The sequence below is a fragment of the Mesoflavibacter zeaxanthinifaciens subsp. sabulilitoris genome (genome assembly GCF_014191595.1).
Classification (GTDB): Bacteria; Bacteroidota; Bacteroidia; order Flavobacteriales; family Flavobacteriaceae; genus Mesoflavibacter; species Mesoflavibacter zeaxanthinifaciens.
Map to the genome: position 1 here is coordinate 359,436 of NZ_JACHWV010000001.1, position 21,921 is coordinate 381,356.

At 30.8% G+C, this 21,921-nt stretch carries 17 protein-coding genes; 9 read left to right on the forward strand and 8 right to left on the reverse strand.

Annotation, left to right across the window (positions count from 1 at the left end; translation table 11 throughout):
* Positions 1-159: 159 nt before the first annotated feature.
* The 4 genes from FHS04_RS01695 to prfB all read right to left on the reverse strand — a co-directional run bounded on the left by FHS04_RS01695 (position 160) and on the right by prfB (position 4,678).
* A complete protein-coding gene (locus FHS04_RS01695) occupies positions 160-2,679 on the reverse strand; it encodes a TonB-dependent receptor domain-containing protein (protein WP_106677953.1) in 2,520 nt (839 codons plus the stop codon).
* Positions 2,680-2,779: 100 nt separating this feature from the next.
* Positions 2,780-3,142, reverse strand: coding sequence for an ArsC/Spx/MgsR family protein (locus FHS04_RS01700; RefSeq protein WP_027878901.1), 363 nt, complete (start codon positions 3,140-3,142; stop codon positions 2,780-2,782).
* Positions 3,143-3,217: 75 nt separating this feature from the next.
* Positions 3,218-3,559 carry an arsenate reductase (glutaredoxin) gene (gene arsC, locus FHS04_RS01705; RefSeq protein ID WP_106677949.1) on the reverse strand — a complete coding sequence of 114 codons (342 nt, stop codon included), beginning with the start codon at positions 3,557-3,559 and terminating at the stop codon, positions 3,218-3,220.
* Positions 3,560-3,567: 8 nt separating this feature from the next.
* Positions 3,568-4,678 (reverse strand): peptide chain release factor 2 gene (gene prfB, locus FHS04_RS01710; protein ID WP_146131294.1). Its coding sequence is split into 2 segments (ribosomal slippage): positions 3,568-4,614 and positions 4,616-4,678, totalling 1,110 coding nucleotides; the frame shifts between segments, so codons are not numbered across the junction.
* A gap of 94 nt (positions 4,679-4,772) precedes the next feature.
* Here prfB and FHS04_RS01715 point away from each other — a divergent pair.
* Together FHS04_RS01715 and FHS04_RS14445 are read left to right on the forward strand one after the other, a co-directional pair.
* Complete coding sequence (locus tag FHS04_RS01715) at positions 4,773-5,792, forward strand: threonine aldolase family protein (protein WP_106677940.1); 1,020 nt, start codon at positions 4,773-4,775, stop codon at positions 5,790-5,792.
* 186 nt (positions 5,793-5,978) lie between these two features.
* The gene (locus FHS04_RS14445; RefSeq protein WP_106677938.1) at positions 5,979-7,658 is read left to right on the forward strand and encodes an OmpA family protein; all 1,680 of its coding nucleotides are present in this window, start codon (positions 5,979-5,981) and stop codon (positions 7,656-7,658) included.
* Positions 7,659-7,716: 58 nt separating this feature from the next.
* Here FHS04_RS14445 and FHS04_RS01725 read toward each other — a convergent pair whose 3' ends face one another.
* Positions 7,717-8,040: a YbaB/EbfC family nucleoid-associated protein gene (locus FHS04_RS01725; RefSeq protein ID WP_106677936.1), complete on the reverse strand. Its 324-nt coding sequence runs from the start codon at positions 8,038-8,040 to the stop codon at positions 7,717-7,719.
* A 135-nt stretch (positions 8,041-8,175) separates the two neighbouring features.
* On the opposite strand from FHS04_RS01725, the gene FHS04_RS01730 reads away from it, so the two are divergent.
* The 3 genes from FHS04_RS01730 (at position 8,176) to FHS04_RS01740 (ending at position 12,789) form a co-directional block, all read left to right on the forward strand.
* Positions 8,176-10,245: a S9 family peptidase gene (locus tag FHS04_RS01730; RefSeq protein WP_106677934.1), complete on the forward strand. Its 2,070-nt coding sequence runs from the start codon at positions 8,176-8,178 to the stop codon at positions 10,243-10,245.
* A gap of 73 nt (positions 10,246-10,318) precedes the next feature.
* A complete protein-coding gene (locus FHS04_RS01735; RefSeq protein WP_027878908.1) occupies positions 10,319-11,359 on the forward strand; it encodes a PLP-dependent cysteine synthase family protein in 1,041 nt (346 codons plus the stop codon).
* 170 nt (positions 11,360-11,529) lie between these two features.
* Entirely contained in the window at positions 11,530-12,789 is a 1,260-nt protein-coding gene (locus tag FHS04_RS01740; RefSeq protein WP_027878909.1) for an aminotransferase class I/II-fold pyridoxal phosphate-dependent enzyme, read from the forward strand.
* Between the two features lie 59 nt (positions 12,790-12,848).
* Here FHS04_RS01740 and FHS04_RS01745 read toward each other — a convergent pair whose 3' ends face one another.
* Both FHS04_RS01745 and FHS04_RS01750 read right to left on the reverse strand, forming a co-directional pair.
* Positions 12,849-13,967 carry a GTP cyclohydrolase gene (locus FHS04_RS01745; RefSeq protein WP_106677931.1) on the reverse strand — a complete coding sequence of 373 codons (1,119 nt, stop codon included), beginning with the start codon at positions 13,965-13,967 and terminating at the stop codon, positions 12,849-12,851.
* Between the two features lie 16 nt (positions 13,968-13,983).
* Positions 13,984-15,033 carry a transporter gene (locus FHS04_RS01750; protein WP_027878911.1) on the reverse strand — a complete coding sequence of 350 codons (1,050 nt, stop codon included), beginning with the start codon at positions 15,031-15,033 and terminating at the stop codon, positions 13,984-13,986.
* A 111-nt stretch (positions 15,034-15,144) separates the two neighbouring features.
* On the opposite strand from FHS04_RS01750, the gene FHS04_RS01755 reads away from it, so the two are divergent.
* From FHS04_RS01755 to FHS04_RS01770, 4 genes are read left to right on the forward strand one after another with little or no spacing between them, the layout of a single operon-like run.
* The gene (locus FHS04_RS01755) at positions 15,145-15,396 is read left to right on the forward strand and encodes a DUF4834 family protein (RefSeq protein WP_106677929.1); all 252 of its coding nucleotides are present in this window, start codon (positions 15,145-15,147) and stop codon (positions 15,394-15,396) included.
* A gap of 30 nt (positions 15,397-15,426) precedes the next feature.
* The gene (locus tag FHS04_RS01760; protein WP_106677927.1) at positions 15,427-17,841 is read left to right on the forward strand and encodes a YfhO family protein; all 2,415 of its coding nucleotides are present in this window, start codon (positions 15,427-15,429) and stop codon (positions 17,839-17,841) included.
* 1 nt (position 17,842) lies between these two features.
* Positions 17,843-19,126 carry a glycosyltransferase family 4 protein gene (locus FHS04_RS01765; protein WP_106677924.1) on the forward strand — a complete coding sequence of 428 codons (1,284 nt, stop codon included), beginning with the start codon at positions 17,843-17,845 and terminating at the stop codon, positions 19,124-19,126.
* A gap of 32 nt (positions 19,127-19,158) precedes the next feature.
* Entirely contained in the window at positions 19,159-20,613 is a 1,455-nt protein-coding gene (locus FHS04_RS01770) for a lipopolysaccharide biosynthesis protein (protein ID WP_106677921.1), read from the forward strand.
* 67 nt (positions 20,614-20,680) lie between these two features.
* On the opposite strand, the gene FHS04_RS01775 is transcribed toward FHS04_RS01770, so the two are convergent.
* On the reverse strand, positions 20,681-21,814 hold the full coding sequence (locus FHS04_RS01775; RefSeq protein ID WP_106677918.1) for a hypothetical protein: 1,134 nt from the start codon (positions 21,812-21,814) through the stop codon (positions 20,681-20,683).
* Positions 21,815-21,921: the final 107 nt, after the last annotated feature.

Below are 21,921 nucleotides of genomic sequence, written 5' to 3' on the forward strand. Positions count from 1 at the left end.
TTTAAGATTATAAGATTCCTCGATACCTCGGAATGACAGTTGATTGATATTTTAGGATATAAAAAAAGGGTTTATTACAATTTAATAAACCCTTTTTTATAGTTTGCTAACTGCTAACTGCTAACTGCTAACTGCTAACTGCTAACTGCTAACTGCTAACTATCCTTCAAATTCGTCATCACCATTATAGTTGTTATTTCTGCTACCTCTATTACGATCTTTTTTCTGATTAAATCTATAAATCATAGATAATGTAATTTGACGTTGTCTCCATTGAAATTCTGAAGTTACACGTTCTGTAGCTGTTGTTGTAACAGAGTTTCTTTTTCTTGAGTTAAATACATCTCTTACGTTTAAAGATAAAGTAGCTTTATCTTTAAAAATCTCTTTACTAAATGCTAAATCCATAGAGAAAATTCCGTCTGTATCAGATTGTGCATCAGATCTTGCACCTCTATAAAATGCATTTGTTTGCCAATCTATTTTTGCTGGTAAAGTTACTTTACTACTAAATCTAGCAAACCAACTTGTGTTTTTTGCGCTGTAATCTACACCGTTAAATTCTCCTTCTGTATTAAATTGAAAAAAGTTAATACTAGAGTTTAAACGTAACCATTTTTCTGGGTTGAATAACACACCAAGTTCGGCTCCAGTACGTTTGTTTGTAGATAAGTTAACAGGAATTGTTCTAATAATATTAATACCATCTGTTGTTACGCTTCCGGTGTTTTCTTGTACACGCTCAAAAGAATCTGTTTCGTGTTGGTAGTACACAGATGTAGTTAATGTTAATTTATCCCAACGCTTTAAATATCCTAAATCAAAAGTGCTAGAAAATGCTGGGTCAAGATTTGGGTTACCTTGAAAAACTCTTGTTCTACTTGATCTGGTAGGAAAAGGGTTAATAAACCAACCACGCGGTCTGTTTATACGTCTGTTGTAACCTAATGTTATACTTTCTTCTTTCTGATCTTCTTTTGCAAGATTATAAATTAAGTTTACTGTTGGGAATAAACCTAAATAGTTTTTATCAAAATCTGTATCAATCGGAAAGCTAAAAGCGTCGTTTAATTCTTGATCTGATAATCTTGAGTCAATTTTTCCTTTTAATTGTGTATGCTCTAATCTAAGACCTAATAAAAAAGAGAATTTACCTAATTTGGTACCGTATTGCGTGTAAAGTGCATTTACGTTTTCTGAATAATCAAAAACGTTTGTAATAGTATCGTTTACAAATAAAGATCCATCTGTAATGTTTTCTTGTTCTAAAAGATAGTCTGTTACTTCATTTTGAAAACTACCACGGTAACCAGCTTCAAATCTAGAATCCTCACCAATTGGTAATACATAATCAGCCTGTACTAAATATTCTTTTTGATCTTCTGTTTGATAAATTTGTTCTCTTTGAAATGGTTCTGGATTAGCATCTTCGGTAAAATCATAATTTTCATCTAAAAATGTAAATTGCTCTTCTTTATCAATTACATATTGAAAATCTGCAGTTAATTGGTGTCCGTTATCATCAAATTTAGTGATATAATTTAATGCGAATTGGTAGCTATTATCTTCTTCATTTTGACGCTCGTATCTTGTAGTTTGTTCTACTAAACCACCATTATAACGTTCTGAAATATTTGTAGATAAATCTGCATCTTCACCATATCTATAGAAAAAACTACCTGTTAAAGATGTTTTATCTGATAAGAAGTATTCCATACCAATGTTACCGTTATAATTACGATTAAGCCTAGTAACATCTTGGTCTTCTATAATTTGTCTATATTCTGGTGTTTGTAAAATACCGTCTTCATCTAAATAATCAAAATAATAGGTGTCACTATCACTTGTTCTTGGTGCGTCAAAATATCTAAAACCTATGTTTGAAAATAGGTTGAATTTTTCTGTTCTGTAGTTTAATGTTGTAGCAACACCAACTAAATCTGGATTACCAGCATTTAAATTAATAGATCCATTAAAACCTAAAGTTTCTTTTTGACGTAGAATAATGTTTAAAATACCAGCGGTACCTTCGGCATCATATCTAGCAGAAGGCGATGTAATAACCTCTACACGCTCTATTGCTTCTGCAGGAAGCTGACTTAACACATTACTGTCTCCAAAACCAGCAAGAGCAGATGGTTTACCGTTAATTAAAATTCTAACATTTTCGTTACCTCTTAAACTAATACCACCTTCTATATCTACAGAAACTGAAGGGACATTATTTAAAGCGTCACTTACAGTTCCTCCAGCTGTCGTTAAATCTTTACCAATGTTGTAGATTTTTTTATCAAGTCTAATGTCTACAGTGGTTTTTTCGGCAACGATTTCAATTTCATCTAAAGTTTCTGCATCTACAGATAGGGAAGTGGTACCTAAGTTTGTATTGCTAGTAATTGATTTGTTATTGATTGTTAGCTTTTTAAAGCCTATATATTCGTATGAAATGTTATAAGTTCCTGCTGCAACTTTAATGTTGTAATTACCTTTGGTATCTGTTATTCCTCCTGTAACATCACTTGCATCTGTTGTGCTAGTAAATACAATTGTTGCGTATTCTAATGGTGTTTGAGTGCTAGCGTCTACAATTTTACCTTTTACTGTAATTTCTTTTTCGTTCTGAGCAAAAATTAGCGTTGTAAATAAAAGAATAAAACTGGTTAGTATTTTTTTAGTCATAATTAGGTTTTTGTTCTAAGACGCCAAAAATACTTACAGGTTTAACCTGACTTGGTTAAAGCTTTGTTAAATAAAAATGAATAGTGTTAACGTACGTTAATTAGTCTGGAATTATATCAAAAATACGTTTTGCAGGTTTTCCTATTACAGCTTTTTCTCCGTTAATAATTATTGGTCTTTCAATAATTTCTTGATACTCAACCATTAGATCCAAAAGCTCTTCGTTATTAAACTTATGATTATCTTGATGCAAGTGATCAAAATTTTCTTTCCAGACTTTACTTTCTTTCCTAATTAGTTCTTCTGGATTAATTTTAAGAAGCTTTATTATTTTTTGAAGCTTTATTTTATCTAAAGGTTTATCCTGATATTTGATAGCTTCTTGATCATGTTTACTTGTCTCTAAAATTTCTAAACACTTATTTGAGTTTGGAGAGTCTGGGTTGTGATATATTACTATCATTATTGTTTAAGGGGAAATTTTATTACTCTATAATTATTTATGGTTTTAAATATTAATGATTAATAGCGATACAATTTAAATAATTTTTTTAATATTTTCAGGTGGTCTTCCAATAATAGCTTTATTTTTATTTACAACAATTGGTCGTTCTATTAACTTAGGATTTTCAACCATTGCTGTAATTATTTCATTGTCAGATAATTGTTTGTTTTTGTAGTTTTCTTTCCAAATAGATTCATTTTTTCTAACTAGGTCAATTGGTTTAATACCTAGTAGTTTTATGATGTCAGAAAGTTCTTCTTTTGTAGGCGTATTTTCTAAATATTTTACAATTTCAAAATCTTTACCTGATTCTTCAAGAATTTGTAATCCTTCTCTAGATTTTCTACATCTTGGGTTGTGATATATTTTAATCATATTAATTTTTAGAGGTTATTATTGTCTTCGGTTTGTTGTCCCATCATCATTAAATAAGACTTTAAAAATGGTTCTATATGTCCATCCATTACAGCGTCTACATTACCAGTTTCGTGACCAGAACGTACGTCTTTAACTAATTTGTATGGATGCATAACATAGTTTCGTATTTGGCTTCCCCATTCAATTTTCATTTTACCAGCTTCAATATCATCACGTTGAGCCATTTGTTTTTGAAGTTCAATTTCATAAAGCTGAGATTTTAGCATTTGTAGGGCACGAGCACGGTTATCGTGTTGAGATCTTGTTTCGGAACACGAAATTTGAATTCCAGTAGGTTTGTGTGTTAATTGTACTTTAGTTTCAACTTTATTTACATTTTGTCCTCCGGCACCACTTGATCTAGCAGTAGTAATTTCAATATCTGCTGGGTTAATTTCAATTTCAATAGTATCATCAACCAAAGGATAAACATAAACAGAAGCAAAACTTGTATGTCGTTTTGCGTTACTATCAAATGGCGAAATTCTTACTAATCTATGTACACCGTTTTCTCCTTTTAACCATCCAAAAGCAAAGTCGCCTTCAATTTCTAAAGTCACTGTTTTTATGCCTGCAACATCACCTTCTTGAAAGTTAAGTTCTTTTACCTTAAAACCATTTTTTTCTGCGTACATTAAATACATACGCATAAGCATACTTGCCCAATCGCAGCTTTCTGTACCGCCAGCACCAGCTGTTATTTGTAAAACAGCGCTAAGGCTATCACCTTCTTCAGAAAGCATATTTTTAAATTCAAGATTTTCTATAGCAGTTTCTGCTTTTTCAAACCTAGATTCAACATCTTCTAAACTAGCTTCTTCTTCTTTAAAAAACTCGTATATAACTTCTAAATCTTCAATATAAGTTTTAGCATTGTCATAGTCTTCTATCCATTTTTTCTTTTCTCTGATGGATTTCATGACTTGCTCCGCAGCTTTAGAATCATTCCAAAAATTCGGGTCAAATGTTTTCTCTTCTTCGTTACGAAGCTCTATTGTCTTTGCGTCTAAGTCAAAGATATTGCCTTAAAGACTTAAGGCGTTTATTAAGATCTTTAATTTGATCTGTTGTAATCATATAATATATTGTTTGAAACAAAAATAAAATTATTAGTAAGATTCTAAAATTTATTAAAACAATATTTATAGTTTTATCTCTAAAAAATATACTAATGATTATAGATTTAAGAAGTGATACGGTAACTAAACCAACACCAAAAATGCTTGAGGCAATGATGCAGGCTAAAGTTGGTGATGATGTGTATGATGAAGATGAAACAGTTAACGCTTTAGAAGAAAAAATAGCTAAACTTTTTGGAAAAGAAAAAGCATTGTTTTTTCCTAGTGGGACTATGGCTAATCAAACTGCTATTAAATTACACACCAATCCTGGCGACCAAGTAATTTGCGATAAATATGCTCATATTTTTAATTATGAAGGTGGTGGCGCATCTTTTAATAGTGGCGTTTCTTGTAAATTAATAGATGGTAATAGAGGAATGTTTACTGCAAAACAGGTTGAAGAAGCAATAAATCCACCAGATTTTTATCATAGTCCGTTAACCAGATTAGTCGAAATTGAAAATACCACAAACAAAGGTGGCGGCGCATGTTGGGATTTTGACGAAATATTAAAAATAAAATCACTTTGTAAAACACATAACTTAGGATTTCATTTAGATGGTGCAAGATTATGGAATGCTTTAGTAGCAAAAGAAGAAACTACAGAACAATACGGTAAAGCTTTTGATACCATATCTGTTTGCTTAAGTAAAGGTTTAGGTTGTCCTGTTGGATCCGTTTTAGTAGGTGACAAAGCAATTATGGAAAACGCAATACGAATTAGAAAGATATTAGGTGGAGGCATGCGACAAGTAGGTTTTCTTGCTGCTGCAGGTTTGTATGCTTTAGATAATAATATTGAAAGATTAGCCGAAGACCATAAAAAAGCAAAGTATATAGCAGAATTATTACAACAATCTAATTACGTTAAAAATGTAGAGTCAGTAGAAACAAACATCGTTATTTTTGAATTGTATGATGAAACAAGCGAAAAGTTTTTGAAATCGCTTTCTGACAATAAAATTCTTATCACCAATATGGGAAATAACAAACTAAGAATGGTAACACATTTGGAAATTACTGATAATGAAGTTGATATTTTAGAAAATGTAATTAAGTCACTTTTTTAAAAATAGATTTAATATAATTTAGAAGCTGTTTATGTCGTTTTTTTATGCATTTTATCGATTTTTTGGTTTTTCTTAACAGTTAATGTTAAAATAAGTTTGAATAGTGCTTTTTTTGTCTGAAATTAGTTGTAAAATGCTAATTTATAGTCTTTTATTAATCTATTTATAAACTTAAATTAACAAAAAATGAAAAAAGTATTACTAACGATTTTGTCTTTTGTAGCCTGTACAGCAGTATTTGCACAAGACCTACCAACAAATCCTGAACCAGGAAAATGTTATGTTCGTTGTGTTACTCCAGATGTATGGGTAAACCAAGATGTAACAGTACAAGTGGCACCAGCTTATAAAAAGCTATCTGTTGTGCCAGCTAGTTACAACACAGTAACAGAAGAAGTTATTGTGCAAAAAGCAGGAACAGAATTATCAGTAGTTCCAGCAAAGTACGAAACTCAGAATTTTGATGTAGTAGTACAAGAGGCAAGTCAAAAATTAGAAATCATACCATCATCAGTTTCTTACGAAGAAGAAACAGTTGTTGTACAAGAAGCTAGCCAAAGATTAGAAGTAGTTCCTGCTGTTTACGAAACTCGTACTTTTGAAGTAGTAACTCAACCAGCAACGCAACGTTTAGAGGTTATTCCTGCTAAATACGAAACAAGAGAAGAAACAGTAGTTGTTCAATCTGCAAGTCAAAAATTAGAAGTAATTCCTGCTGTTTGGGGAACACAAACTATTACATATAAGAAAAGAGAATTTGGTAACACTTTAAAAGTTGTACCAGCTAAATTTACTTCTAGTTACCAAGTTATAGAGGTTAAACCTGCAACTGCAAAGTGGGAAATGAGCGATACACCAGCTGCAGAGTGTCAATCAAGTGACCCTAACGATTGTAGATACTGGTGTTATAAAAGTGTACCAGCACAAAACATTACAATAAATACTACTGAATTAGCTTCAGATGCTTCTGTAATAACTACTCCAGGATGTGATAATTCTAATGGAGGAGCAGATGATTGTGGCATGGCTACTTATACTCAAAAAGTAATTGAAACTCCTGCAACAACAAGAGTAATAGATATTCCTGCTGTTACAAAAACAGTTAAGAAAACAGTAATGGTTACTCCTCCAACGACAAGAGTTATCGAAGTGCCTGCAATAACTAAAACTATGGAGCGTGTTGTAATGGTAACTCCTCCTACAACAAGAGTTATAGATATTCCTGCTGTTACAAAAACAGTTAAGAAAAAAATCATTACTCCAGAAACAACTCGTGTAGTTGCTATTCCAGAAGTTACTCAAACAATGAAGCGTGTGGTTATGTCTACACCTCCAACTACAAGAACTATAGATATAGCAGAGAAACGTTCTACAATCAAGAAAACTGTTTTAGCTTCAGATGCTAGAGTAGAAGAGTCTGTTGTACCTGCTGTTAATAAAACAGTTACAAAAGAAGTTTTACAAACTAAAGGAGGTTTAACAACATGGAAAGAAGTTGACTGTAAATTAGTAGAGTATAATGACCTTAACATAAACTGGAATTTAGGTTCTGCAACTTTAACACCTGCAGCAAAAGCAGAAATAGATGCTAAATTATTACCAGTACTAGCAGATGGTGTATCTGTAGAGATTGCTTCTCATACAGACTCAAGAGGATCTAAAGAATCTAACAGATTATTATCAGAAAGAAGAGCACAAGCTGTAACTAATTATTTAATTTCTAAAGGAATTAATTCTTCAAGAATTACTTCTAACGGTTATGGTGAGTCAAGATTAACTAACAGATGTTCTGATGGTGTATCTTGTACAGAAAGAGAACACTTAGCAAACAGACGTACTCAGTTTAGAGTTATCAACTCTAAATAAGAGTAGATGGACATAATAAAAAAGGAAGCCAAATGGCTTCCTTTTTTTGTTTACACTATTATTTAAACATGTCCATGCCAGGTATATTTGGCATACCATCTTTAGCAACAGCAGCTACTTCTGTTTCATGTACTTCTGTAGCTTTAGTAATAGCTTTATTTAAAGTTAAAATTAAATAGTCTTCTAGTTGTTCTTTATCTTTTAGTAATGCATCATCAATATTTATTGATTTTATCTCTCTATTGGCTGTTAATGTGACTTGCAATAGGTTGTCATTACTTTTTTCATCAACTAAAACAGTATTTAAACGCTTTTTAGTTTCTTCAACTTTTTTTTGGGTTTCTTTAAGCTTACCCATCATTCCCATTAGGTCTCCAAACATCTTTATTAGTTTTTAAATTATAACTGCAAATTTATTAATTTCAATAGATAAATTTCAACTCAATTATTCATTAAATGATTTAGCTGTTTTGTTATTTAACTTTACATTTGCTTTTTCCTAAAAAATTGAACTAAAATGACAGATTTTAATTCTGAATTAATAGCTCCAAAAGCAAAAAAAATAAAAAAAGAGCTTACCATACATAATGATGTAAGAGTAGATAATTATTACTGGCTTAATCAAAGAGAAGATAAAGACGTTTTAGAATATTTAAACGCAGAAAATGATTATACCAATGCAGTATTAAAATCTACAGAAAGTTTTCAGAAATCTCTTTTTGAAGAGATGAAATCTCGAATAAAAGAAGATGACCAAAGTGTACCATATAAATTTAATGGATACTGGTATATCACCAAATTTGAGCAAGGAAAAGATTACCCAATTTACACTAGAAAAAAGGAAACTTTAGAAGCAAAAGAAGAAATTTTGTTTGATTGTAACCAAATGGCTAAAGGCTATTCATACTTTAAGATAGGTGGTTTTTCTGTAAGTGAGGATAATACGTTAGTATCATTTTCAATAGATACTGTTAGTCGTAGACAATATACCATAAAAATTAAAAATTTAATTACTGGAGAGATTTTAGATGATACTATAGAAAATACGACGGGAAGTTCTACTTGGGCTAGTGATAATAAAACTATCTTCTATGCTAAAAAAGATGAAGTTACTTTAAGGTCGGATAAAATTTTCAGTCATAAAATAGGAGAAAAGGTTGAAGATGATAGATTGGTTTTTATTGAAGAAGATGAAACTTTTCATACCTATGTTTACAAGTCTAAATCAAGAAAATACTTAATTATTGGAAGCTCTAGTACACAAACTTCTGAATATCAAATACTACCAGCTAATAATCCTGAAGGCGACTTTAAAGTGTTTCAATCTAGAGAACGAAACCTAGAATACTCTATAGCACATTATAACGATAGCTTTTACATAATAACCAATAAAGATGGAGCGACTAATTTTAAAGTCCAAAAAACATTAGAAACAGCTACAGCAAAAGAAAACTGGGTAGATGTAATACCTCACAGAGAAGATGTCTTAGTAGAAGATATTGAAATTTTTAAAAATTATTTAGTCGTTAACGAGCGTAAAAATGGACTAAACCATTTACGTATAATAAGTTGGGATAAAAAAGAAGATTACTATCTTGATTTTGAAAGCGAAACTTATACAGCAAGCATAGGTAATAACCCAGATTTTAATAGTAATGTTTTAAGGTATACATTTAATGCATTAACACAGCCAAGTTCTGTAATAGACTATAATTTTAAGACTAAAACTAAAGAAATTAAAAAGGAACAAGAGGTTTTAGATAAAAGTTTTGATAAAAACAATTACACTTCCGAAAGGATTTGGGCGACAGCCAGAGACGGAAAAAAAATACCAATGTCTGTTGTTTATAAAAAAGGTATCAAATTAGATGGAACAAATCCTTTGCTTCAATATGCTTATGGAAGTTACGGCTCTACAATAGATCCTTATTTTTCCACAATAAGATTAAGTCTGTTAGATAGAGGTTTTATATATGTAATAGCTCATATTAGAGGTAGCGAATACTTAGGAAGACCATGGTATGAAGATGGAAAACTTCTAAACAAAATGAACACATTTACAGATTTTATAGATTGTTCAAAATATTTAATTGAAAAAAAATATACATCTTCAGAGCACTTATACGCAATGGGAGGAAGTGCAGGAGGATTATTAATGGGAGCAGTAATAAACTTAAACCCAAAATTATATAAAGGTGTTATTGCAGCAGTGCCTTTTGTAGATGTGGTAACAACTATGTTAGATGACACTATTCCATTAACCACAGGAGAGTATGACGAATGGGGTAACCCTAACAATAAAGATTATTATCATTACATGAAATCCTATTCACCGTATGATAATGTAGTAGAAAAAGAATATCCTAATTTATTAGTCACTACAGGACTACATGATTCTCAAGTACAATATTGGGAACCAGCTAAATGGGTAGCAAAATTAAGAGAATTAAAAACAGACAATAATTTGTTATTGTTAAAAACAGATATGGATGCAGGACATGGTGGCGCATCAGGTAGATTTGAAGCTTTAAAAGAAGTTGCTTTAGAATATGCTTTTTTATTCTATTTAGAAGGAATTACCGATTAATAAAAAAAAATGCTTATTTTTGTCAGGTTTTAGTAATTAAAACCAAAAAATAAGTAGCTTTTAAACAGCATTTATGGAACAAAGTAAACAAGTTTTTAATAGCGCATTAGATCTAATAGGTAATACGCCGCTAATAAAACTAAACAAAATGGCGACTGAGTTTAAAGGAAACTACCATGCTAAGGTAGAAGCTTTTAACCCAGGTCATTCTTCAAAAGATCGAATAGCATTATACATTATTGAACAAGCAGAAAAGCAAGGTATAATCAAACCAGGTGACACCATCATAGAAACTACTTCTGGTAACACAGGATTTAGTTTAGCAATGGTAAGTGTTATTAAAGGTTACGATTGTATTTTAGCAGTAAGTTCTAAGTCTTCAGCAGATAAAATAGACATGCTTAAAACTATGGGTGCAAAAGTATATGTTTGTCCAGCAAACGTAAGTGCAGATGACCCAAGAAGTTATTATGAAGTAGCTAAACGATTACATAGCGAGATTAAAGGATCGGTTTACATAAATCAATATTTTAATCAACTAAATTTAGACGCACATTACAATTCTACAGGACCAGAAATTTGGAACCAAACTGAAGGTCAAATTACTCATTTAGTAGCTTGTAGTGGTACAGGAGGAACAATTTCTGGTACAGCAAAATACTTAAAAGAACAAAATCCAAACATCAAAATTATTGGTGTAGATGCTTACGGTTCAGTATTAAAAAAATACCATGAAACACGTGAGTTTGATAAAGATGAAATCTATCCATATCGTATTGAAGGTTTAGGTAAAAATTTAATACCTACAGCTACAGATTTTGATGTTATTGATAAGTTTGTTAAAGTTACAGACGAAGAAAGTGCACATACAGCAAGAGAAATAGCATTAACAGAAGGTTTATTTGTAGGATATACTTCTGGAGCAGCAATGCAAGCCTTAAAGCAACTAAACGAAGAGGACTACTTTAAACCAACAGACAAGGTAGTAGTTATCTTTCCTGATCATGGTTCAAGATACATGAGTAAGGTTTATAGTGATAAATGGATGAACGATCAAGGCTTTTTTGATAGTCAAAATGAAGCAGCAGCACAAAGCATTCAATACGTTAAGTAACGTTTAAAAATATAAAATTAAAGTTAGCCATTATGAAAATTCATTTTGGTTAACTTTTTTGTTAATAACAGATTGACAATTTATTATGCAAGAATAGTAAAATTGCCTAATTTTGCTCAATCTAACTAAATACTAATAGCTTAAGCCATAGGCTTAATAATCATTTAAAGATGAAAGACTTATTTGAGAAAATATACAAAGACAAAGGACCGTTAGGAAAATGGGCGTCGCAAGCAGAAGGTTACTTTGTATTTCCAAAATTAGAAGGACAAATTTCTAATCGTATGAAATTTCAAGGTAAAGAAGTAATTACTTGGAGTATCAACGATTACTTAGGTTTGGCAAATCACCCAGAAGTAAGAAAGGTAGATGCAGAAGCAGCAGCAAAATATGGTTCTGCTTATCCTATGGGAGCACGTATGATGTCTGGGCACACAGATTTACACGAAAAACTTCAAAATGAATTAGCAGAATTTGTTAACAAAGAAGCGGCTTACTTATTAAATTTTGGTTACCAAGGAATGGTATCTACAGTAGATGCGTTAGTATCTAAAGACGATATTATTGTTTATGATGTAGATGCACACGCATGTATAATAGATGGAGTTAGATTACATCATGGTAAGCGATTTACTTACAAGCATAATGACATAGAAAGTTTAGAAAAAAACTTAGAGCGTGCTACAAAAATGGCAGAGCAAACAGGTGGAGGAATTTTAGTGATTTCTGAAGGTGTTTTTGGAATGCGTGGTGAGCAAGGTCGTTTAAAAGAAATTGTAGCGTTAAAAGAAAAATTCAACTTTAGATTATTTGTAGATGATGCTCATGGATTTGGAACATTAGGAGCAACAGGAGCAGGAGCAGGAGAAGAGCAAGGTGTACAAGACGATATTGATGTGTATTTTGCAACTTTTGCAAAATCTATGGCTAGTACAGGAGCATTTATAGCAGCAGATCAAGAGATTATAGATTATTTAAAATATAATCTACGTTCTCAAATGTTTGCAAAGTCTTTACAAATGCAATTAGTAGAAGGAGCTTTAAAGCGTTTAGATATGTTACGCACAATGCCTGAGTTAAAACAAAACTTATGGAAAATTGTAGACGCTTTACAATCTGGTTTAAAAGAGCGTGGTTTTGATATAGGTACTACACAAAGTTGTGTAACTCCTGTATACCTTAACGGAAGTATTCCAGAAGCTATGGCGTTAGTTAAAGATTTAAGAGAAAATTATGGTATTTTCTGTTCTATAGTTGTTTATCCAGTAATACCAAAAGGATTAATCTTATTACGAATGATTCCTACTGCGACTCATACTTTAGAAGATGTAAATGAAACATTAGATGCTTTTGATGCAATTAGAGAACGTCTTGTAAATGGTACTTACAAGCGTATGTCTGCCGCATTAATAAAAGCAATGGGCGAATAATTCCCCCTTACATACAAAACAAAAAATCCGATTTAAATATTTAAATCGGATTTTTTTATTTATAATGTTTTTCGGTAAGTACTTCGTTTTTTTATAATTTTTGGATCAAAGTTTTTCCAAATTTTATGTATAGCTTCATTGTTTTCTAATTCTGGCGTGCGGTAACAATCTTCTATACCCTTTTCTTTAAAAATAGGGTAGTATTCGTTAAAAATAATACCGTGTACACCTTTGTTTTGATAATCAGGATGTACACCAATTAAATAAAAGTTTACACTCTTACTTTCTTTTTTAGCTTTTAAAAGTTTTAAAAATCCAAAAGGAAATAATTTACCATTCATTTCTTTTAATGCTTCAGTAAACCTAGGCATAACAATAGCAAAAGCTACTAGATTGTTTTCTTGATCTACAACAAATTTGATGTATTCTGGATTGATAAAGTTGATGTATTTTTTCTTAAAATATTCTTTTTGAATATCAGTAATTTCAACAAAAGATGACAGTTTTGAATAAGTTAGGTTAAACAAGTCAAACATCTTATCTACGTAAGGCATTATCTCTTTAGTCTTAGTAAAATTAAGTGGTTTTAATTTGTAACGTCTTTTAATTAAATCTTGAATTTTAGTAAAAGCTTCAGGATTTACATTACTAAATTTAAAGGTGCTTTCTATATAAGTTTTTTCAGTAATAAAGCCAAGTGCTTCATAATGTTTTTGGTAATAAGAATAGTTGTACCATGTTATCATATCGTTAGGATAATCAAACCCTTCAGTTAAAACACCAACTTTATCTAAGTTAGAGAAACCTACAGGACCCTCAACAAACTCTAAATTATTGTTCTTTCCTATCTTGATTACTTCTTCTATTAATGCTTTACTAACCTCTAAGTCATCAATAAAATCAAACCAGCCAAAGCGCATTTTTTTATCGCCTTGTTTGTTTACTTCTAACCAATTAATAATCGCAGCTACACGACCAACTATTTTACCATCTTTGTAAGCTAATAATAATGTTGCATCTGCATCATTAAACACAGGGTTTTTTTCAGTGTTAAAAACCTCTAGTTCTTGACTTATTATTGGCGGAATCCAATACTTACAATCGTTATAGATTTTAAAAGGAAATTTTACAAAAGCTTTATAATCTGCTTTAGATTTTACTTCTTTAATAGTTATCATAGATTATAAAATAGGATTATTCGTCGTCAAAATTGATGACTTGTGTTTCTTTCTTGCGTTTTCCATCGTCAGCATTATTGTCATCACCTTTTTTCTTTTTCTTATTTCTGTTTCTGTTAGCTTTTCTTTCGTATTCATCCATCACATTAGTACCATTATCTACTTTTGGATCTTTATGAAAATCAAGCCTATAAGATGCACCAAAGTTTAAACTAAATACAGAAGGTGTATCTTTAGTATTAAATGTAAGTGCTGTATCTAACTGAAAATCTTTTCCAAAAAGGTAAGCTCCACCAAATCTAAATAAATTATCGGCATAATAATCTCCGCTAATACCTTGAGTTTCTCCAAATAGAACAAATTTTTCGTTTAGAGCTTTTGTTAGTGTTAAAATGTATTGAAAGCTAGAAAAATCTGTGCCTAACCTTTCCATAGAAAAGTTAGTGACAAATACCCAACCGCTACTAAAGTTGTTTTGCGTAGCAACCATAGCTTTAAAATTAACGCCACCTTCATAAGCAGGACTTGTAAATGGGTTAGAATAAGGAACGTAAATATTATCTTTTGCATCCAAATTAACGCCACCGTAAACAGCTACTGCAGGAATTAAATTACTCCACTTAAATTTTCTATTAGCATGATAACTATATAAATTAGGTTTTTCTTCTTCTTTGTTTTTATAAGGATCATAGACTAAATACTTGGCTCCTAAAGCAAAATTTCTAAAGTTAGATCGGTTTGTTTCATTTGGAGAAAGTGAAGATCTATTATCTGTAAACGTATCGTTTTGATAAGTTCCTTCTAGATTAATTTCTAACTCTTCCCAAAGTAAACCGTAGCGTAACGCAAAGTCAATACCAAAACCTTTAGCTTCATTCTTTAAAGGTGTATGTTTTTCGTTTACAGTGTATGGACCAGCTTCAATCTGACCAACATTAACACCAACAGCAAAAGCGCTTTTAGACTCGCCAGGTCTGTTAGAGTTTATTACTTCGGTATACTGAGAAAATGCTGAAATACTGAAGAAAAATAATATGTATTTACAATAGAATTTTGGGTTAAGCATAGCTATTTGTTTAAAGTCAAATATAGAGATTTTATATTTTTTTTAGCTATTAAATAACGAAATTAAAATTAGAGAATTGTATTTTTGTATTTATAGAATAAAATTTGAATTATGGGTTTATTAAGAACCATTTTAATAATATTATTAATTTACTACGGATTTAAAATCCTATCAAGAATTTTTGCGCCTGTCTTATTTAAATACGCTGCCAAAAAAGCTGAAGAACGTTTTGGTGGTGCATTTAATCAACAACGTCAAGAACCAATTAATAAAGAAGGTGAAGTGACTATAGACAAAATGCCAGAAAATAAATCTTCAAATAAAAATGTTGGTGAGTATGTAGATTACGAAGAAATTGAGTAATTTTCAACCTCATTGAATTTATAATTATTTATGCCGTTTTCTTTCAAAAAGTTGTTGCCACACATTATTGTGTTGGTTAGTTTTATTGTTTGCGCTTTATTATATTTTAATCCCGTTTTGCAGGGAAAAACGATTTTTCAAAGTGATATTGTTCATTACCAAGGTATGGCAAAACAGCAAAAAGATTTTAAAGCTGAAACTGGAGAAGAAACCTATTGGACTAATAGTGCATTTGGCGGTATGCCAACCTATCAATTAGGCGCAAAATACCCAAATAATTATATCAAAAAATTAGATTTATCATTACGCTTTTTGCCAAGACCAGCAGATTATTTATTTCTTTACTTTTTAGGGTTTTATATTTTGCTTTTAGTGCTAAAAGTAGACTGGAAATTGGCTGGATTAGGCGCGTTAGCGTTTGGTTTTTCAACTTATCTTATCATAATACTTGGCGTTGGCCATAATAGTAAAGCACATGCTATTGCTTATATGCCTTTAGTTTTAAGCGGTATTATCCTCACCTTCAGAAAAAAATATATCGCTGGTTTTTTACTAACAGCTGTTGCAATGGGATTAGAGCTTGTTGCAAATCACTATCAAATGACGTATTATTTACTATTGCTAGTTATAGTTTTAGGTATAGTGTATTTAATAGACGCTTATAAAAAACAAGAATTACCACATTATTTTAAGTCTCTTGGTATTTTAGTTGTTGCTGTAATTTTGTCTATAGGTCTTAATGCTACAAATATTTTAGCTACAAAAGAATATGTTAATGAAAGTACACGCGGAAAATCTGAATTAACCATCAATTCTGACGGTACAAATCGAGAAAACACAAACGGTTTAAGTAAAGAGTACATTACAGAATACAGTTATGGCATAATTGAAAGTTTTAACCTATTTATCCCAAGATTTTATGGTGGTGGAAGTGGAGAAGATGTTGGCGAAAACTCTGCAATGTATAAATTTTTTACAGATAGAGGCGTATCACCAGCAGAAGCTAAAGAATACGCAAAAAGTACACCAACATATTGGGGCGATCAAACCATAGTAGAAGCTCCAGCATACATTGGAGCGGTTGTGATTTTTCTTTTTGTTTTAGGATTGTTTTTAGTAAAAGGTCGAATAAAATGGTGGCTTGTTGGAGGCACAGTTTTATCACTACTTTTATCATATGGTAAGAACTTAGAATTTCTAACCGATTTCTTTATAAACGTCGTACCGTTATACAATAAATTTAGAGCAGTAAGTTCAATACAAGTTATTTTAGAATTGTGTATACCTATTTTGGCAATAATTGCAATAAAAAAATTATTTGATAATACTTCTGATGAAGAAAAGCTAAACGCACTAAAGAAAACAACAATGATAACTGCAGGATTTGCAGTTTTAATTCTGTTAGGAAAACTATTTGGAGTATTTGATTTTGTTGGTGGTAATGACGGGTATTATCGTCAAAATTACGGTCAAGAATTTGTTGATGCTTTACGCGAAGACAGAGCAAGCTTCTTAACAATGGATACGTTGAGAACTTTATTTTTCGTGTTGCTTTCCGCGGGAATTATTTATTTATTCTTAAAGAAAAAAGTCAACGAAACTAAAGTTATTCTTGCGTTTGCTGTTCTTATTGTAATAGATCTTGTAAGTGTAGATAGACGTTATGTTAACAATGACGATTTTGTTTCTAAAATTAAAATGGAACGTCCATATCAAGCTAATAAAGCCGATTTACAAATCCTAAAAGACGATTCTAATTATAGAGTGTATGATTTAACTTCAGGTGGCGCAAAAGCAAGTTATTTTCACAATGCTTTAGGTGGTTATCACGCCGCAAAACCTAAACGTTACCAAGATTTATACGAGTTTTACCTATCAAAAAATAACATCAATGTTCTTAATATGCTTAATGCTAAGTATATTATTGGACAAGGTGAAAACGGAGAGCCTTTCCCATATCTAAACAATGACGCTAACGGAAATGCTTGGTTTGTAAAACAACTTAAAAACGTTAAAAATGCAGATCAAGAAATAAAAATATTAGATAGTTTAGATAATAAAAATGTAGCTGTTTTTAGTATAACAGATCTTAAAGCAAAAACTTTCAAAGTAGATTCTACAGCATCTATAAAAGTTGAAACTTATAAACCTAACTATATCAAATACAGTTCAAATAATTCAAATGATGGTTTTGTAGTATTTTCAGAAATGTATTATGCCAATGGTTGGAATGCTTATATTGACGGAAACGAAAAGCCTCATTATAAAGTGAATTACGCATTAAGAGGTTTACAAATACCAAAAGGCAATCATACTATTGAGTTTAAATTTGAGCCAAAAGTAGTTAAAACTGGTAGTCAGATTGCTTTAACAAGTTCGGTAATATTATTCCTTTTAATAATAGGAGGATTATTTTATCTGTTTAAAACTAGTAAACCAGAATAATATGACTAAACGTGTTCTTATAGTGACTTACTATTGGCCACCAGCTGGAGGACCAGGTGTACAACGTTGGTTAAAATTTGTAAAATACTTACCAGAACACGATATAGAGCCAATTGTTTATTGTCCTTCTAATGCTAATTACCCTATAATTGATAAGACTTTAAAGGATGAAATTCCTGAAAATGCAATCATTTTAAAACAACCCATAAAAGAGCCATATAAATTGGCTAATTTGTTTTCTAAACAAACCAAAACAATTAGTAAAGGGATTATAAAAGAAAAAAACAAGCAAAGCATACCAGAACGTTTGTTGTTATTTATTAGAGGTAACTTTTTTATTCCAGACGCTAGAAAACAATGGGTAAAACCATCTACTAATTTTTTAACAACTTACATTCAAGATTTTAATATAGATACTGTAATTACAACTGGTCCGCCACATAGTTTACATTTAATCGGTTTAAAAATTAAACAAAAATTAGATGTTAATTGGATTGCAGATTTTAGAGATCCTTGGACAAGTATAGGTTACCATAAGCAGCTTAAATTAACCAATTATGCAAAAAAGCAACACAAGCAATTAGAAAGAAAAGTGCTTAATCAAGCCGATCACATTGTGGTAACAAGTCCAAGTACAAAAACTGAATTTGAAACTATTACAGACAAGCCAATTAGCGTAATAACAAACGGTTACGATAAAGAAAAAGTAATAGTTAACGATTTAGATGAAAAATTTACCATATCTCACATAGGTTCTTTATTATCTAAAAGAAACCCTGAGATTTTATGGCAAGCACTTTCTGAATTTGTTAACGAAGATGAAAATTTCGCAAAACATTTTCAATTAAATTTAGTAGGTGAAGTTGGAGAGCATGTGTTAAATTCTTTAAATAGTTATGGTTTATCTAGTTTTGTAAATAAAGTTGGGTATGTTTCACATAGTGAAGCTGTTAAGTTTCAAAAAAAATCACAAATATTGTTGCTTATTGAAATAAATTCTGAAGACACAAAAGCTATTATTCCTGGTAAATTATTTGAATATATGGTGTCTAATAGACCAATATTAGCAGTTGGACCTAAAGGTGCGGATATTGAAACAATTATTAAGCAAACAAATACAGGACAGTTTTTTGATTACTCAGAATTTTCAGCTTTAAAAACAGCTATTAAGCAACTTTTTGAAGATTATCAAAATAATTCTTTAAAGGTTAATGCTATTGGTTTGCAACGTTTTTCGCGACAAGCGTTAACAAAACAATTAGTAGATTTGATTAATAATCTATAAATTTCAACCACAAAATTTAATTTGTAAACTTAATGGGTATAGTCGTTAATCAATCCATAAAAAACACGGTAATTACTTACCTTGGTTTTGGTATTGGTGCTATTAATGTAGTGTTTTTATACACTAAATTTTTATCCGACGACTATTTTGGATTAATTACTTTTATACTCTCTACAGCCAATATTTTAATGCCTTTAATGGCTTTTGGTACACATAATACGATAATTAAATTCTTTTCGTCTTTTAAGACTAGACAATCACAAAATGGGTTTTTAACCTTAATGTTATTTTTGCCTTTAATTGTTATTATTCCGTTAGGTTTTATAGGTGTTTTAGCATATGATACCATTGGAAATTGGCTTGCAAAAGAAAACCCAATCATCAAAGATTACAGTTGGTTAATTTACGTTTGCGCCATTGCTTTTGCTTACTTTGAGGTGTTTTATGCATGGAGTAAAGTACATTTACATAGTGTGTTTGGTAATTTTATGAAAGAGGTTTTTCATAGACTTTGTATTTCTATTTTGTTGTTAGCACTTCATTTTGGATATTTAAATGTACAGCAGCTTATTTATGGTATAGTTATCGTTTATATTGTAAGAATGGTCGTGATGAAACTTTATGCTTTCAACTTAAAACTACCAGTATTTAAATTTGTTAAAATTCCTAAATTATCTAGTGTTTTAAAATACTCTTCATTAATAATTATTGCAGGCTCTATTGCAAATATCATTCTTGAAATTGATAAGTTTATGATTGGTCAGTTTGAAGCATTAAATAATGTAGCTTATTATGGCGTAGCTATTTATATTGCTACGGTTATTGGTGTGCCATCACGATCTATGCATCAAATAACAAACCCATTAACAGCACAATTTTTAAATGAAAAAAATAAAGTTGAACTTAAAAAATTATACCAAAAAAGCTCGTTGAATTTATTCATAATTAGCGGATTTATCTTTTTAGCAATTATAGTCAATATCAATCAGCTATATACAATGATTCCTGATAATTACTCAGAAGGTTTTTTAGTAGTTCTAGTTATTGGTTTAGCTAAACTATTTGATAATCTTTTAGGAAACAATAACGCTATTCTTTTTAATAGTGATTATTATAGAATGGTATTAGTCTTTGGAGTTATGTTGGCTATTTTAACCATAATTTTAAATCTGGTTTTTATTCCCGTTTACGGTATTAATGGTGCAGCTTACGCAAGCTGTATAACCATTTTTGTGTACAATACTGTAAAGTTGTTATTTGTTTATAGTAAATTTAAAATTCAACCGTTTACCAAAGAAACATTAAACTCTGCGTTACTAATTTTAGTTTGTGCTTTTGGTTTATTCTTTTGGGAATTTCCTTTTCATTCAATAATTAACATCGGTTTAAAATCATTACTTCTTGTATTAATTTATGGATTAAGCGTTTATAAGCTTAATTTATCTTCAGAAATTACAGAAATTTTAAATTCATTTTTAAAGAAATAAAAAAGCCCTATAACTTGAGGTTTTATAAACCATTGTTATAGGACTTATAGTAAGTGTTATAAATATTTTATCCTCTTCTTCCAGATCTAGAAGACGATCTTGATGTACTTCTTGATTTAGAACTTGATCTACTTGAAGATGCTTTTGATCTTGAGTTAGATCTACTTGTATTTGCTTTAGTAGATGTTTTTGGTCTACTTGTGTTAGCTCTAGTTTGTATTCTAGTTCTAGGCTTAGAAGTAACAGTGTTATTTCTAACTGTTCTTGGTTTGGAAATATTACTATTACTGCGTGTTCTAGGTTTTGTAATATTTTTTGAATTACCTCTAGTTTTTGGAGTGCTAATAGAGTTATTTCCTCGTGTTCTAGGTTGCGTAGCAGAACTATTCCCTCTAGTTCTTGGTCTGGAAGCTACTGCGTTTCCTCTGGTTCTAGGAGAAGAAGTAGTTGCATTACTACGTGTTCTAGGCACATTATTTCTTGTAATATTTCTTACAGCTCTACCATTACCACGAGTAGCTAAACTTCTGTTTCTTGATATTGTATTACCACGTCTTGTTGCTACAGCAGTTGTACGTCTGTAATTGTTTACAAAAGGTCTTGAATATGCATATCTAATAGGTCTATAATATCTTCTATATGGAGTAGTATAAACAACTCTGTATAACGGAGCAGGTACTACATAATATGAATGCCAAGGTCTATATACATAAACTCTATTGTAAATATTTATAAATCCTGTACAGTGAGAAAAGCGGTTATAACGGTTATAATGAACATAAAGTCCGCCAACTCTAGTAACAAAACCACGATTGTTATAGTTAATCCTAACATTACCAATTTGATTTACACGTCCATAATAATCATAGAATATTGGTGTGTTTTCAACTTGTATAATAGCACCATACTCATCATATTGTACATATGGGTTATAATCATAACCAGTATTAAAACTAATAGAAGCATTTGGAGTGTTTACTGAAACATTTACGTTAGGACCGTAATTTGGTATATAAAAGTCAAATTGCCCATCTGCAAAAACCGAAAACTCAATTCCTGCTTCTGTAAAAATGAAAGAATTGCCATAACCTCGGTTATAAGATTCGTTTATAGTTAAACTTTCGGCGTTTTTTGTTGTGTCTGCATTAACAGCAAAAATACTTAAAGTAAATGCTGATAATAAAAGGAATAATTTCTTCATAACTAATTGTTTTATGATTGAACATTTAAATATTTACAAGCATCATGCCAAAAACCAAAACTGCTGTAATTGTTATTAGGTTGTAAAATGAAATAACCTCGTAAATA

Bases quoted from the DNA above. Each gene is read 5' to 3' on its own strand.
- FHS04_RS01745 (WP_106677931.1), bottom strand. From the start codon at position 13,967: ATGATAACTATTAAAGAAGTAAAATCTAAAGCAGATTATAAAGCTTTT.
- FHS04_RS01755 (WP_106677929.1), top strand. From the start codon at position 15,145: ATGGGTTTATTAAGAACCATTTTAATAATATTATTAATTTACTACGGA.
- FHS04_RS01760 (WP_106677927.1), top strand. From the start codon at position 15,427: ATGCCGTTTTCTTTCAAAAAGTTGTTGCCACACATTATTGTGTTGGTT.
- FHS04_RS01715 (WP_106677940.1), top strand. From the start codon at position 4,773: ATGATTATAGATTTAAGAAGTGATACGGTAACTAAACCAACACCAAAA.
- FHS04_RS01775 (WP_106677918.1), bottom strand. From the start codon at position 21,814: ATGAAGAAATTATTCCTTTTATTATCAGCATTTACTTTAAGTATTTTT.
- FHS04_RS01770 (WP_106677921.1), top strand. From the start codon at position 19,159: ATGGGTATAGTCGTTAATCAATCCATAAAAAACACGGTAATTACTTAC.
- FHS04_RS01725 (WP_106677936.1), bottom strand. From the start codon at position 8,040: ATGTTTGGAGACCTAATGGGAATGATGGGTAAGCTTAAAGAAACCCAA.
- arsC (WP_106677949.1), bottom strand. From the start codon at position 3,559: ATGATTAAAATATATCACAACCCAAGATGTAGAAAATCTAGAGAAGGA.
- FHS04_RS01740 (WP_027878909.1), top strand. From the start codon at position 11,530: ATGAAAGACTTATTTGAGAAAATATACAAAGACAAAGGACCGTTAGGA.
- FHS04_RS01750 (WP_027878911.1), bottom strand. From the start codon at position 15,033: ATGCTTAACCCAAAATTCTATTGTAAATACATATTATTTTTCTTCAGT.
- FHS04_RS01695 (WP_106677953.1), bottom strand. From the start codon at position 2,679: ATGACTAAAAAAATACTAACCAGTTTTATTCTTTTATTTACAACGCTA.
- FHS04_RS01730 (WP_106677934.1), top strand. From the start codon at position 8,176: ATGACAGATTTTAATTCTGAATTAATAGCTCCAAAAGCAAAAAAAATA.
- FHS04_RS14445 (WP_106677938.1), top strand. From the start codon at position 5,979: ATGAAAAAAGTATTACTAACGATTTTGTCTTTTGTAGCCTGTACAGCA.
- FHS04_RS01700 (WP_027878901.1), bottom strand. From the start codon at position 3,142: ATGATAGTAATATATCACAACCCAGACTCTCCAAACTCAAATAAGTGT.
- FHS04_RS01765 (WP_106677924.1), top strand. From the start codon at position 17,843: ATGACTAAACGTGTTCTTATAGTGACTTACTATTGGCCACCAGCTGGA.
- FHS04_RS01735 (WP_027878908.1), top strand. From the start codon at position 10,319: ATGGAACAAAGTAAACAAGTTTTTAATAGCGCATTAGATCTAATAGGT.